The organism is Achromobacter sp. SX5 (assembly GCF_056711425.1).
Genome location: NZ_CM160041.1, coordinates 886,197 through 899,462, shown reverse-complemented (window position 1 = coordinate 899,462; position 13,266 = coordinate 886,197). Strand labels below are relative to the sequence as shown.

The 13,266-nt window shown below is 67.5% G+C and carries 13 protein-coding genes and 1 tRNA gene; 5 read left to right on the top strand and 9 right to left on the bottom strand.

The window, feature by feature from the left end; translation table 11 throughout:
• Window positions 1-42 precede the first annotated feature (42 nt).
• From AC1M14_RS04120 to AC1M14_RS04085, 8 genes are all read right to left on the bottom strand, one after another.
• Complete coding sequence (locus tag AC1M14_RS04120; protein ID WP_479731043.1) at window positions 43-819, bottom strand: CPBP family glutamic-type intramembrane protease; 777 nt, start codon at window positions 817-819, stop codon at window positions 43-45.
• Complete coding sequence (gene pth / locus AC1M14_RS04115; protein WP_479731042.1) at window positions 819-1,415, bottom strand: aminoacyl-tRNA hydrolase; 597 nt, start codon at window positions 1,413-1,415, stop codon at window positions 819-821. The genes AC1M14_RS04120 and pth overlap by 1 nt, the downstream gene beginning before the upstream one ends.
• Before the next feature lie 96 nt (window positions 1,416-1,511).
• Window positions 1,512-2,132, bottom strand: a complete 621-nt coding sequence (locus AC1M14_RS04110) for a 50S ribosomal protein L25/general stress protein Ctc (protein WP_102773994.1) — start codon at window positions 2,130-2,132, stop codon at window positions 1,512-1,514.
• Window positions 2,133-2,250: 118 nt separating this feature from the next.
• The gene (locus AC1M14_RS04105; RefSeq protein WP_006227587.1) at window positions 2,251-3,201 is read right to left on the bottom strand and encodes a ribose-phosphate pyrophosphokinase; all 951 of its coding nucleotides are present in this window, start codon (window positions 3,199-3,201) and stop codon (window positions 2,251-2,253) included.
• A 143-nt stretch (window positions 3,202-3,344) separates the two neighbouring features.
• Window positions 3,345-3,421, bottom strand: a tRNA-Gln gene (locus AC1M14_RS04100).
• 1 nt (window position 3,422) lies between these two features.
• A complete protein-coding gene (gene ispE, locus AC1M14_RS04095) occupies window positions 3,423-4,334 on the bottom strand; it encodes a 4-(cytidine 5'-diphospho)-2-C-methyl-D-erythritol kinase (protein ID WP_111825843.1) in 912 nt (303 codons plus the stop codon).
• A gap of 22 nt (window positions 4,335-4,356) precedes the next feature.
• Window positions 4,357-4,902 (bottom strand): lipoprotein insertase outer membrane protein LolB, encoded by a 546-nt coding sequence (lolB, locus tag AC1M14_RS04090; RefSeq protein ID WP_111826327.1) that lies wholly within the window; start codon window positions 4,900-4,902, stop codon window positions 4,357-4,359.
• Window positions 4,903-4,955: 53 nt separating this feature from the next.
• The gene (locus AC1M14_RS04085) at window positions 4,956-6,842 is read right to left on the bottom strand and encodes a tetratricopeptide repeat protein (protein WP_102773996.1); all 1,887 of its coding nucleotides are present in this window, start codon (window positions 6,840-6,842) and stop codon (window positions 4,956-4,958) included.
• On the opposite strand from AC1M14_RS04085, the gene mutM reads away from it, so the two are divergent.
• The 4 genes from mutM (at window position 6,841) to AC1M14_RS04065 (ending at window position 10,766) form a co-directional block, all read left to right on the top strand.
• Window positions 6,841-7,668, top strand: a complete 828-nt coding sequence (gene mutM, locus AC1M14_RS04080; RefSeq protein ID WP_479731041.1) for a bifunctional DNA-formamidopyrimidine glycosylase/DNA-(apurinic or apyrimidinic site) lyase — start codon at window positions 6,841-6,843, stop codon at window positions 7,666-7,668. The two genes, AC1M14_RS04085 and mutM, sit on opposite strands and share 2 nt — an antisense overlap.
• A 138-nt stretch (window positions 7,669-7,806) precedes the next feature.
• Window positions 7,807-8,760, top strand: coding sequence for an MBL fold metallo-hydrolase (locus AC1M14_RS04075; RefSeq protein ID WP_102773998.1), 954 nt, complete (start codon window positions 7,807-7,809; stop codon window positions 8,758-8,760).
• Window positions 8,761-8,872: 112 nt separating this feature from the next.
• A complete protein-coding gene (locus AC1M14_RS04070; protein ID WP_209164505.1) occupies window positions 8,873-10,552 on the top strand; it encodes an FAD-dependent oxidoreductase in 1,680 nt (559 codons plus the stop codon).
• A 19-nt stretch (window positions 10,553-10,571) separates the two neighbouring features.
• Window positions 10,572-10,766 carry a DUF2783 domain-containing protein gene (locus AC1M14_RS04065; RefSeq protein ID WP_168202182.1) on the top strand — a complete coding sequence of 65 codons (195 nt, stop codon included), beginning with the start codon at window positions 10,572-10,574 and terminating at the stop codon, window positions 10,764-10,766.
• Between the two features lie 104 nt (window positions 10,767-10,870).
• Here the strand turns inward: AC1M14_RS04065 and AC1M14_RS04060 are convergent, their stop codons facing one another.
• Window positions 10,871-11,779, bottom strand: a complete 909-nt coding sequence (locus AC1M14_RS04060; RefSeq protein WP_102774000.1) for a LysR family transcriptional regulator — start codon at window positions 11,777-11,779, stop codon at window positions 10,871-10,873.
• A gap of 166 nt (window positions 11,780-11,945) precedes the next feature.
• Between AC1M14_RS04060 and hmgA the strand changes: the two genes are divergently transcribed.
• Entirely contained in the window at window positions 11,946-13,244 is a 1,299-nt protein-coding gene (gene hmgA, locus AC1M14_RS04055) for a homogentisate 1,2-dioxygenase (protein WP_102774179.1), read from the top strand.
• The last annotated feature ends 22 nt before the right edge of the window (window positions 13,245-13,266 follow it).

Here is a 13,266-nt window from a genome sequence, read left to right as displayed (position 1 = left end):
GTGTGAGTACGGTATTGATCGTTAACATTCTAGTTTACCCCGTCAGCTTGCCGCCGCCGGGAGCCAGCGCATGATGAGCCAGATCATCAAAATGGGGCCGGCATTGAAGACCGAGTGCAGCAGGATGGCCGCGCCAATGCCGCGGCGCACGCGCATCCAGCCCAGCACCAGGCCGGTCAGCCATTGCGGCAGCACCAGCAGGGGCAGCAGCCAGTACGGCGTCTTGGCGTAGACGAAGTTGGTCAGGTGCACGGCCGCGAAGCTCAGCGCGACCAGGTGGAACACCAGGCCGAAGTGCTTCAGGTAGTAGCGCCGCCAGGTGGTGTCCCAGCCCGCGAGCAGCCCGGGCCGGCGCCGCAGGCGCCAGGCCGCCAGGATCAGGAAGGCGGCGCACAAGAGGCCGGTCCAGACCTTGGGGCCCCACAGCACGACGGGCAGCATGGCGGGAACCAGCCACAAGGCCTGTTTCGGGCGGCGCAGGCCGTAGCGGAACAGCATTTCCTCGACCAGCGGCGCCCACAGGATGGCGGTGAGCCAGGGGATGTTGGCCGGGTCGAGGCGATGGGTCACGCCGCCCAGGCCGGCCGCCGTGACGGCCAGCGGCCCCAGCGCGAAGAGGTTCACGGCCCACAGCAGCGCGGCCCAGGCCAGCAGCCTGCCGGGCGTGATGCCGGGCAGCCAGTCCGCCGCCAGCCCGCTGGCCGCCGCGCGCCCGGGCAGGCGCGACACCGGCTGCGGATGGCGCAGGAAGCGCCAGAAGTCCGCGACTTCGCTGCGAAAGCGCATGCTTTTTGCGCGCGGCGCGCCAGAGCGGGCCATCAGGCGTCGTTGCCGCTGTGAAGCTGGCGCGTGGCCAGCGGGAAGTCGCCGGACAGCATGGCCGGCACCACGGCGCGGCAGCGGTCGATGACGGCTTCGATCTGTGTCTGTTCTTCGCGGCGCGGAGGATGCAGGACGAAGTCCGCGACCTGCTGCGCCAGGCCGAGCGTGCGCGGATGGCCGATGCCGATGCGCAGGCGCCAGAAATTGGGGCTGCCCAGCGCGGCCTGGATGTCTTTCAGGCCGTTGTGGCCGGCGTGGCCGCCTCCCTGCTTCAGTTTCACCTGGCCGGGCATGAGGTCGAGTTCGTCGTGCAGCACCAGCACCTGTTCCGGCGTCAGCTTGTAGAAGCGGGCCAGCGCGCCCACGGCCTGGCCGGAGCGGTTCATGTAGGTGTTGGGCTTGAGCAGCAGCACGTTGTCGGCGCCCAGCCTGGCCTTGGCCACCATGCCGAAGAAGGACTTCTCCAGCGCGAAACTCGCGCGCAGATCGTCCGCCAGATGGTCGGCGAGCCAGAAGCCGGCGTTGTGCCGGGTGGTTTCGTATTCGGGACCGGGATTACCCAATCCCACGATGAGGCGTATGGGAGTAGACATGATGGGGGTGTTTAAACCAAAAAACCCTGCGCATGCAAATGCACACGCAGGGTTTCGCACGCAAACCGGCTGCGGGCCTGTGGGCCCGCGGCGGGCTTAGGCGGCCGGGGCTTCGGCTTCGCCGCCTTCTTCGGCAGCGGCAGCGCCGCCGGCCTTGACCACGGCCGAGGCGATCAGCGGGTTGGCGTCGCCGCCATGGGCGACGTAGGTCACACCCTTGGGCAGCTTGATGTCGGCCAGGTGGACCGACGCGCCGGGCAGCAGGTCCTTCAGGTCGACTTCGATGAACTGGGGCAGCGCGGCCGGCAGGCAGGTCACTTCCAGTTCGGTCAGGACGTGGCTGACGATGGCGCCGCCCAGCTTCACGGCCGGCGAGACTTCAGCGTTGATGAAGTGGAACGGGACCTTGGTGTGCAGGGCCTGGTTGGCGTCCACGCGCTGGAAGTCCACGTGCAGGACTTGCGGCTTGTAGGCGTGCCATTGAACCGAACGCAGCAGGACTTGTTCTTCCTTGGCCGCGCCTTCCAGCGCCATTTGCAGGATCGACGCGTGGAATTCTTCCTTGCGCAGGGCGTGGTAGATCTCGTTGTGGTCGAGTTCGATGTTCAGCGGGGCAGCCGTACCGCCATAAACGATGGCGGGAACGCGGCCCGCGCGGCGCAGGCGGCGGCTCGCACTCGAACCCTGGACGCTACGCGCAGTGGCATTGAATTTCATGGAAAACTCCAAAAACAATAAATGGCGAAGAGGCTTCGCCGTTAAATTCACGGCGCGCAAAACGCGCGCCGTGTCGATTGCGTCTTGCCGCGACCAGCAAGACGCAAAAACGGGGTGCTTAGTCGACGAACAGCGAGCTGACCGATTCCGCGTTGGAAATGCGCAGGATGGTCTCGCCCAGCAGCGCGGCGCACGACAGCTGGCGGATCTTGCCGCTGGCCTGGCCTTGTTCGGACAGCGGGATGGTGTCGGTGACGACCAGTTCGTCCAGTTCCGACGCTTCGATGCGGTCGATGGCGCCGCCCGACAGCACGGGGTGCGTGCAATAGGCGTAGACGGCGCCGGCGCCGCGGTCCTTCAGGGCCTGGGCCGCCTTGCACAGCGTGCCGGCGGTGTCGACCATGTCGTCCATGATGATGCAGGTGCGGCCGTCGACTTCACCGATGATGTTCATCACTTCGGACACGTTGGCGCGCGGACGGCGCTTGTCGATGATGGCCAGGTCGGCTTCGAGCTGCTTGGCCAGCGCGCGGGCCCGCACCACGCCGCCGATGTCCGGGGACACGACGACCAGGTTCGAGAAGTTGCGGCGCCAGATGTCGCCCAGCAGGATCGGGCCCGCGTAGATGTTGTCCACGGGGATGTCGAAGAAGCCCTGGATCTGGTCGGCGTGCAGGTCCATGGTCAGCACGCGGTCGACGCCGGCCACTTGCAGCATGTTGGCCACGACCTTGGCCGAGATGGCCACGCGCGCCGAGCGCGGGCGGCGGTCCTGGCGGGCATAGCCGAAATAGGGAATCGCGGCGGTGATGCGGCCGGCGGAAGCGCGGCGCAGCGCATCGACCATCACCATGATTTCCATCAGGTTGTCATTGGTAGGGGCACAGGTGGGCTGCAGGACGAAGACGTCCTTGCCGCGCACGTTCTCGTTAATCTCGACCATCACCTCGCCGTCCGAGAAGCGACCGACGGTCATCTTGCCCAGGGACATATCGAGATGGTTGACTACGTCCACGGCCAGCCGCGTATTGGCGGTGCCCGTGAAAATCATGAAGCTATCGTTTGCCATGATGGATGATGCGATGGTCGTTTAAGACACTGACGAGTGATGCGGGGTGATACGGAACACCAGCCGATCCGGAAAATAAAAAAGCTGCTGAACCAGGGCCAGTGTCTTACGGGCTTGTTCAACAGCTTTGTTATGTATTCGGTTGGCTGGGGAGGAAGGATTCGAACCTTCGCATGCCGGAATCAAAATCCGGTGCCTTAACCAGCTTGGCGACTCCCCAACTATCTTGCAATCCAATTCCGCAACGGATGTTCAGCCAATCCAGTACATGCCTGCACTAACCGAAACCGTGGATGCGTTTGACTGATTTTTTTATCAGCGCCGCGCATTATAGCGGTAATTTCTGTTTTCGCCAAAACGGCCTGCGGTAGTTCGGAAAACTCGGCGTATAAACACGCGCCAGATCCCGACATGCGAACCGCGATGCCCTGAGGCTTCAGCTGTTCAGCAAGCCACCGCGACGCCCCAAGCACTTCTGGGTAAAGGCGGTAGACCACCTGCTCCAAATCGTTCCTGCCGAAGCAGAAAGTTGGCGAAGCAAGAAAGTCAGCTATTGTGATGTAAGAAGAATCTCTTGTCAAATCCGGTGCTGAAAAAATTTCAGCGGTCGGCACGCTGGCGTCCGGCTGCGCCACCAGATAGGCGCGTTCCGGCAGTTCGACGGCGCTGAGTTCGTCGCCCACGCCTTGCGCGAACGCGGACTGGCCGAACACGAAGACCGGCACGTCGGCGCCCAGCGGCAAGGCCAGCTTCATCAGTTCCTCGCGCGACAGGCCCGTGTTCCACAGGCGGTTCAGCGCGATCAGCACGCTGGCGGCGTCGCTCGAACCGCCGCCCAGGCCGCCGCCCTGCGGTATGCGCTTCTCCAGCGCGATCTGCGCGCCCATGCGGGTGCCGGTCGCCCGTTGCAGCGCATGCGCGGCGCGCAGGGTCAGGTCCTGTTCCGGCGGCACGCCGGGCAGGTCCGCGGCGCGGCTGATGACGCCGTCTGCGCGCACGTCGAAATGCAGCGTGTCGCACAGGTCGATGAAGCGGAAGACGGTCTGCAGCAGGTGATAGCCGTCGGCCCGCCGGCCCACGACATGCAGGAACAGATTGAGCTTGGCGGGTGCGGGTACGTCGTAAAGCGTCACGGCGAAACGGGGCCGTCGGCCCCTAGGAGGATTGGTTGACGACCAGCCGCAGCATGATGCGGCGGCCCGGCTCCTGGCGTTCCAGGACCAGCAGTTGCGGGCCGAGCGCGTCGTAGCGCGACAGGCGCGCGCGCCAGCCGCCCTGTTCGAAGGCCACGGGGCGGCCCAGCTCGTCGCTGGTGACGTCGGAGGCCTGCGGTTGCGCGGCCAGCTTGCCGCGCAGCCAGTCGCGCAGGCCCGACACCGGCACGCTGCTGCCCAGGACTTCCGCGGCCAGGCCGTCGGGATTGTCGGCCACGTACCGCGTGCCGTCGGCCTTGGTGAGCGTGGCCGCGCCGGGGCGGCCTTCGACGCGGGCTTCGGTGGAGCCCAGCGGATTGGTCAGGTCGAGCACGTAGCGGCGGCCGTCGTCGGACCACGAGAAACCGCCCTGCACCGCGTTCTGCTGGCCGCCGGCCTCGTTGACCGTGAGCGCGAAACGGCCGACGCGGGAAAACGCGTCGGCGCCGGCGCCTTCGATGGGCTTGGGCGTGGTGCAGGCGGCAAGCAGGGCCGCCAGCAGCGCCATCAAGGCCCAGCGCAACAGCGCCGCGGCCCGGCGCGCATGCAGGATCGCCGGCGTCACAGTCCGACCCCCAGGCGCTTGATCACGTCCTGGACGGTCTTGTTCTTCGGGTCCTTCTGCTTGGCGGCGCGCAGCAGTTCCACGGCCTGGTCGCGCTTGCCCTGGCTCCAGAGCACTTCGGCCAGGTGGGCCGCGATATCGGCCTCGGGACGCACGCTGTAGGCGCGGCGCAGGTAGTCGGCGGCGGCGGTGGAGTCGCCCATCCGGTACTTGACCCAGCCCATGCTGTCCAGGATGAAGGGATCATTGGGCGCCAGCTCCAGCGCCTGGGTGATCAGGTCCAGGGCCTCGGACAGGCGCTGGTTGTGGTCGGCCAGCGTGTAGCCCAGCGCGTTGTAGGCGTGCGCGTGGTCGGGGTCCAGCGCGATGACCTGGCGCAGCATGCGCTCCAGGTCGGCGAGGCGGTTCTGGCGCTCGTAGAGCATGGCCAGTTCGTATTTGATCTCGACCGTGTCCGGCATGGCCTGGTCGGCCTCTTCGAGCACCGAGACGGCCTGCGATACGCGATCGGCGTCGCGCAGGATCTGGGCCTTGGTCAGCACGCCCAGCGTGCGTTCCTCGTCGTCCTGGGGGCCGGCGGCGTCGATCATGGAGAGCGCGCCGTCGACGTTGCCGCTCTTGGCGCGCAGCACCGCCTGGCGCATGCGCACGGAATAGCGCAGGGTCGGATCGTCGATGCGGCCGAGTTCGGCGATGGCGTCGTCGTACTGGCCCTGGTCCTCGGCGATGCGGGCCAGCAGCACGTGGGCGTCGGCGGCGGCCGCGCCGGCGTCGGTGGCGCCCGGCACGGTGGCGCGCTGGCGCTGGTTCTGCACGTCCAGGTACTGCTGCAGCAGCGATTTGGCCTGCGGCAGCTGGCCGGCCTTGTAGGCGAGCTGGGCCTGCATGAAGAGCAGGTCGAAATCTTCCGGGGCGCGGCGCGACATGGCCTGCAGTTCGGCCAGCGCGCCGTTGTAGTCGCCGCCGTCGGCCAGTTGGCCGGCCAGCATCAGGCGCACCTTGCGGGCGTTGGGATTGCGGGCGATGTAGGCGCGGGCCTCGGCCTGCGCGCGCTGCGGATCGATCTTGGCGCCGTATTCCAGCACGCGCAGCGCGGCTGCCTCGGAGCGGGGCTCGCCTGCCAGCGCGGCGCGCGCCTCCTGGGCGGCGCGCGGGTAGTCGCCGGCGGCGGAGGCCACGTCGGCCAGCGCCAGGTGCGCGGCGGGCAGCTTGCGCACGCTGTCGCTGAAGGATTCGTCGAGGATGCGCAGGGCCAGGCGGCGGTCGTTGAGGCGGCTGAGCACGGCCAGGGCCTGGCCGATGGCGGCGGTCTTGTCGCGCGAGGCGTCGATGCGGTTGCGCAGCGCCTGCGACAGGCCTTTGGTCTGGCCGTTGGCCGCGGCCAGCGCCAGCTCGGTCGAACTGGCCTCCACGTCGTTGGGCGACAGGCGCGCCCAGACCCGCGCGGCTTCAAGCGCGCCGGGCAGGTTGCCGCCGGCGAGCTGGAACTCCAGGGCGCGGCGCGCCAGGCGCGGATCGCTGGTGTCTCGGGCCAGGGACAGCATGGTGGCGGCCGCCGAACCGTACATGCCGCGCTGCGCGGCGATCTCGGAGGCCAGCACGCGATAAAAGATGTCGGCGGTCAGCGATACATAGGGTAACTGGCCTGGGCGCAGGCGGATCACCTCGGTTTCAGGCTGACGGCTCTGGGGCGCCATGCGGGGGCCGGTCGCATCGCGGGTCCGGCTGTCGGCGGCCTGCGCCGGCGGGGTCAGTATTGCTGCCAGCGCAACGGCCAGCGCGGCAATCCCGAGGTTCATTGGTTTGAAAGACGACTTCACGCGGCCCGTCCGGTTGATGGCACAATCTTCGTACACGCAATTGATGATCTTACACTGGCTCATGCCGGAACTGCCTGAAGTCGAAACCACGCGTCGGGGAATCGACGCCGTCATCACCGGCCGCACCCTGCAGCGGCTGGTCATCCATGAATCCCGCATGCGCTGGCCGATACCGCCCGATTTGCCGGCGCAGGTCGGCGGGCGCGCGGTGCTGGAATGCGCGCGCCGCGGCAAGTATCTGCTGCTGCGCTTCGAGCATGGCACCCAGATAGTGCATCTGGGCATGTCGGGGTCGCTGCGCAGCGTGCCCCCGGGGGAATTCCTGCGCAAGCACGACCACGTCGAGTGGGTTTTCGACCAGGCGGTGCTGCGGCTGCACGATCCGCGGCGCTTCGGCGCGGTGCTGTGGCATCCGCAGGCCGACGGCCCCATCGAAGCCCATCCGCTGCTGGCCAAGCTGGGCATCGAACCCTTCGATCCGCGTTTCGACGGCGCCTGGCTGCACCGCCACTTCAAGAACCACGTCGCGGCCGTCAAGCAGGTGCTGCTGGCCGGCATGGCGGTGGTGGGCGTGGGCAATATCTATGCGTCGGAAAGCCTGTTCCGCGCCCGCATCAATCCCAAGACGCCGGCCAACAAGCTGTCGGCGGCCCGCTGCGAGCGGCTGGCCGACATGGTGCGCGCCACCCTGGCCGACGCCCTGACCTCGGGCGGCAGCACGCTGCGCGACTATGTCGGGGCCACCGGCGAGCCGGGCGCCTACTTCCAGATCCACGCCGCGGTCTACGAACGCGAGGGCCAGCCGTGCCGGGTCTGCGCCACGCCGATCCGGCGCTTCGTGCAGGGCCAGCGCGCCACGTACTACTGTCCGAAATGCCAGAGAAACTGAGCCGGCGTCGCCACGCAATCCACGGGAAATCCCTGTAAAACCAAGGGTATTTGTTTATAGCAAACGTATTGCACAAACACTAACGCCGGGCTATAGTCCTTCCACACCCCTATTCCTATAAAAGCGGAAGGAGCCTCCATGAGCAAGCAATTCGCCTCGCACGCCGACCTGGCAGACAAGGTCGTCTCGTTCGAAAAACTGTCCGACAACGCCTATGCCTACACCGCCGAAGGCGACCCCAACACGGGCGTGATCATCGGCGACGAGGCCGTCATGGTGGTCGACACCCAGGCCACGCCGGTCATGGCCCAGGACGTGATCCGCCGCATCCGCGAAGTCACCGACAAGCCCATCAAGTACATCCTGCTGTCGCACTACCACGCGGTGCGCGTGTTCGGCGCGTCGGCCTACAACGCCCAGGAAATCCTGGCCAGCCGCGACACCTACGACCTGATCGCCGAGCGCGGCGAGCAGGACAAGGCCAGCGAGATCGGCCGCTTCCCGCGCCTGTTCCGCAACGCCGAATCGATTCCGCCCGGCCTGGTCTGGCCGACCATGACGTTCAAGGGCGAAATGACCGTCAACCTGGGCAATCTGGAAGTCAAGCTGCTGCAGGTGGGCCGCGGCCACACCAAGGGCGACACCATTGCCTGGCTGCCCGAGCAGAAGATCCTGTTCGCCGGCGACCTGGTCGAATACCAGTCCACGCCCTACTGCGGCGACGCCTATTTCCGCGACTGGCCGACCACGCTGGACACGCTGGCCGGCTTCGAGGCCGAAAAGATGGTGCCCGGCCGCGGCCCGGCGCTGAAGAACGCCACCGAGGTCCGCCAGGGCCTGGCCGGCACGCGCGCCTTCCTGACCGACCTGTACGGCGCGGTCAACCGCGGCGTGGCCGAGGGCAAGGACCTGAAGACGATCTACCGCGAGGTCTACGATTTCATGAAGCCGCGCTACAGCGACTGGGTGATCTTCGACCACTGCATGCCGTTCGACGTGTCGCGCGCCTACGACGAGGCCACCGGCTACAACGATCCGCGCATCTGGACCGACAAGCGCGACCTGGAGATGTGGGCGCAGCTGGAGGGCTGAGCCCGCGGGCCGCGAGCCGCGGCCCCGCCATCGCAGGAACCGGTACAGCGCGCCGCAGCGCGGCGCGCCGATGCCGCGCATAAAAGCAAAACGACCCACACAGGAGACAACCGTGGGAGACATCGATTTCCAGGCGATGGAGTTCGCCTATGAAAAGCACGCCGACCAGGAAGCCAGCGAATTGGCGCGGCACCGGGTCGTCATCGTGGGCGCCGGCCCGGTCGGGCTGACCACGGCGCTGGACCTGGCCCGCCAGGGCGTGCGCGTGGTGCTGCTGGACGACGACTACCGCCTGTCCACCGGCTCGCGCGCCATCTGTTTTTCCAAGCGCACGCTGGAGATCTGGGACCGCCTGGGCGTGGGCCAGCGCATGATGGACAAAGGCGTGTCGTGGAACGTGGGCAAGGTCTTCTTCCGCGAGCAGGAAGTCTGGCGCTTCGACCTGCTGCCCGAACCCGGCCACCGCCGCCCGGCCTTCATCAACCTGCAGCAGTATTACGCCGAAGGCTATCTGTACGAGCAGGCGAGCCAGGAACCGAACATCGAGCTGCGCTGGAAAAACAAGGTCGTGGCCGTGGAACACGGCGAGGACGGCGTGACGCTGAGCGTGGAGACGCCCGACGGCGCCTACCGGCTGCACGCGGACTGGCTGGTGGCCTGCGACGGCGCGCGTTCGCCGGTGCGCAAGCTGATCGGCCAGGAAAGCCACGGCCGCATCTTCCGCGACCGCTTCCTGATCGCCGACGTCAAGATGCAGGCCGACTTCCCGACCGAACGCTGGTTCTGGTTCGACCCGCCCTTCCATCCCAACCAGTCCGTGCTGCTGCACCGCCAGCCCGACAACGTCTGGCGCATCGACTTCCAGCTGGGCTGGAACGCCGACCCGGTCGAGGCCGTCAAGCCGGAGAACGTGCTGCCGCGCATCCGCGCCCTGCTCGGCCCGGACACGGGTTTCGAGCTGGAATGGGTCAGCGTCTACACCTTCGCCTGTGAGCGCATGGACAAGTTCCGCCACGGCCGCATCGTGTTCGCCGGCGACTCGGCGCACCGCGTTTCGCCGTTCGGCGCGCGCGGCGCCAACAGCGGCGTGCAGGACGCGGAAAACCTGGCGTGGAAGCTGAAGCTGGTGCTGGCCGGCCGGGCGCCCGAAACGCTGATCGACAGCTACGCCGTCGAACGCGAATACGCCGCCGACGAGAACATCCTGAACTCCTCGCGCGCCACCGATTTCATCACGCCCAAGAGCGACGTCAGCCGCAGCTTCCGCAACGCCGTGCTGAACCTGGCCAAGACCCATCCCTTCGCGCGCTCGCTGGTCAACAGCGGCCGCCTGTCGCTGCCGGCCACGTACGCCGGCTCGCCGCTGAACACGCCGGACGCCGACGCCTTCTCCGGCCGCATGGTGCCGGGCGCGGTGGCGCTGGACGCGCCGGTCGAGTCGCGCGGCGCGCCGGACTGGTGGCTGGGACAACTGGACGGCGAGTTCGTGCTGGCGCTCTTCTGCGGCGACGCCCTGCCCGGCCGCGACACGCTGCAGGCCCTGCAGGCGCTGCGCCTGGCGCCGGTGCCGGTCAAGGCCGTGCTGGTGGCCGGCCCGCAATGCGACCTGTCGGCGCTGCCCGGCGAGCTGCCGGCGGTGATCGACCGCGAGGGTTGCCTGGGCCAGCGCTACGACGCGCAGCCCGGCACCGCCTACCTGATCCGACCCGACCAGCACATCGCGGCGCGCTGGCGCGCCTTCGATGCCGCCGCCGTCGCCGCGGCCGTCAACCGCGCCACCGGCCGCGCCTGAACTCCTGGGGCCACACATCATGCTGATTACCGAAACCAACCTGCCCGCGCCGGACGACTTCTACGAAGCGCTGATCGACACGCACCGCGACCTCAGCAACGAGCAAAGCCAGGAACTGAACGCCGCGCTGATCCTGCTGCTGGCCAACCACCTGGGCGACATGGCCGTGCTGCGCGAAGCGCTACAACACGCCCGCGCGTCCGTCGCCCCGTAGGATGGGTGCAGCGCGAGAATCCATAGCCAAGAACCCAATCATCGAACGCGCGAAACCCATCAGGCGGCGCCAGCCGCCGCCTTTCGTGGCAAGAGACACCCCCCTCACCGCCCCACCGCGAACGTATCCACGATCACCCCCCTCAGCCACTGGTTGCCGCTGTCCCGGTCCACCCTGCGCTGCCAGTACATATTGGTCTGCAGCGCAGGCACTTTTATCGGCGGCGTCATGAAGCGCAACCCGAAAGGCGGCGCGGCGCTGGCGGCGAGTTTTTCGGGCACGGTGGCCAGCAGGTCGGTGGCGCTGACGATGTACGGCACCGCGGAAAAGTGCGGGACGCTGAAATGCTCGGCCAGGTCCACGCCCGCGCGCTCCATGGACTGGTTGACCTGCCCATAGGGCGCGGCGCGCGAGACGATCAGGTGGCGCTCGGCGCGGAACGCCTTGATGCCCATGCCGGCGTGCGCGGTCGGGTGCGCCTGGCGGAACAGCGTGGCGTAGCCCTGGCGAAACAGCATGCGCTGCAGCGTGCCGGCGCCCATTTCGTCGAAGGCGCCGATTGCCAGGTCGACGCGGCCGGATTCCATTTCGCGCGGCAGGTCCGGACCCTGCACGCGCACCGAGTCGATGCGCACGTGCGGCGCGACCTGCACGCAGACCTCCATCAGCCTGGGCATGAAATGGATCTCGCCCACGTCCGTCATCGCGACCCGGAAGCGGCGCGTGCTGGTGGCGGCGTCGAACACTTCCTGGTCGCGCAGCGCCTGCGACAGCACGGTCAGCGCCTCGCTGACCGGCCCGGCCAGGCGCTGCGCGCGCGGCGTGGGCAGCATGCCCTGTCCGGTACGCACGAACAGGTCGTCGCCAAAGGCTTCGCGCAGGCGCCGCAGGCCGTTGCTGACCGCCGGCTGCGACAGGTCCATGCGGCGCGCCACGGCCGACAGGTTGCGGTCCTCCAGCAGGTGCTGGAACAGCAGCAGCAGGTTCAGATCGACGTCGCGCAGCTCGGCCATGAGGGTTCCTGTTATTCACAAAATTTATAGTCTCTATTTTTACATTCCCGTAGCCGCAAGAGGGTTTTTTTCCGACAATAAGGTATCGCCCCTCGGCCGCGCCGCGGGGCTTGTCTCTGAAACAGGCCGCGCGGCCATGCACCGCGCCGCCGCCCAGGAGGATTCAATGGAACTGCAATACCAGACCGGCTTCGGCAACGATTGCGCCACCGAGGCCCTGCCCGGCGCGCTGCCGCTGGGCCGCAATTCGCCCCAGCAATGCCCTTACGGCCTGTACGCCGAGCAGCTGTCGGGCACCGCCTTCACCGCGCCGCGCAGCGAGAACCGCCGCTCCTGGCTCTACCGCATCCGTCCTGGCGCGCAGCACAAACCCTTCGAGCCCTACGCCGGCGCCGCGGGCTGGCTCAGCGCCTTCGGCCACGGTCCGGTGACGCCGAACCAGCTGCGCTGGAGCCCGATGCCCATTCCCGAAGCCCCCACCGACTTCCTGGAAGGCATCAAGACCTGGGGCGGCAACGGCGGCCCCGACGAACAGGGCGGCGTGGGCATTCACCTGTACGCGGCCAACCGCTCTATGCAGGGCCGCTATTTCTACGACGCCGACGGCGAGCTGCTGCTGGTGCCGCAGCAGGGCCGCCTGCGCCTGGCCACGGAACTCGGCCTGATCGACCTGGAGCCGCTGGAAATCGCGGTCATCCCGCGCGGCGTGCGCTTCCGCGTCGAACTGCTGGACGGCTCGGCGCGCGGCTACATGCTGGAGAACTTCGGCGCGGCGCTGCGCCTGCCCGAACTGGGCCCCATCGGTTCGAACTGCCTGGCCAACTCGCGCGACTTCAAGACGCCGGTGGCCTGGTACGAGGACGTGGAAGGCGATTTCGAGCTGATCGCCAAGTTCACCGGCGGCTTCTGGCGCGCCGCCATCGACCATTCGCCCCTGAACGTGGTGGCCTGGCACGGCACGCATGCGCCGTACAAGTACGACCTGCGCAACTTCAACACCATCGGCTCGATCAGCTACGACCATCCGGACCCGTCGATCTTCACGGTGCTGACCGCGCCCTCGGACACCCCGGGCACGGCCAACATGGACTTCGCGATCTTCCCGCCGCGCATCCTGGCCATGGAGAACACCTTCCGTCCGCCCTGGTTCCACCGCAACGTCGCCAGCGAATTCATGGGCCTGATCCAGGGCGTCTACGACGCCAAGGCCGACGGCTTCGCCCCCGGCGGCGCCAGCCTGCACAATTGCATGAGCGGCCACGGGCCGGACGCGGAAACCTTCGAGAAGGCCTCGCACGCCGACACCGGCAAGGCGCACTACATCCGCGACACGATGGCGTTCATGTTCGAGACGCGCCGCGTGATCCGCCCGACGGAACAGGCGCTGGCCTCGGTAGAATTGCAGGGCGACTATTACCGCTGCTGGCAGGGCCTGGCCAAGCACTTCGACCCCAGCAAGGCGTGACGGGAAAGCTCCGGTTTTCCCC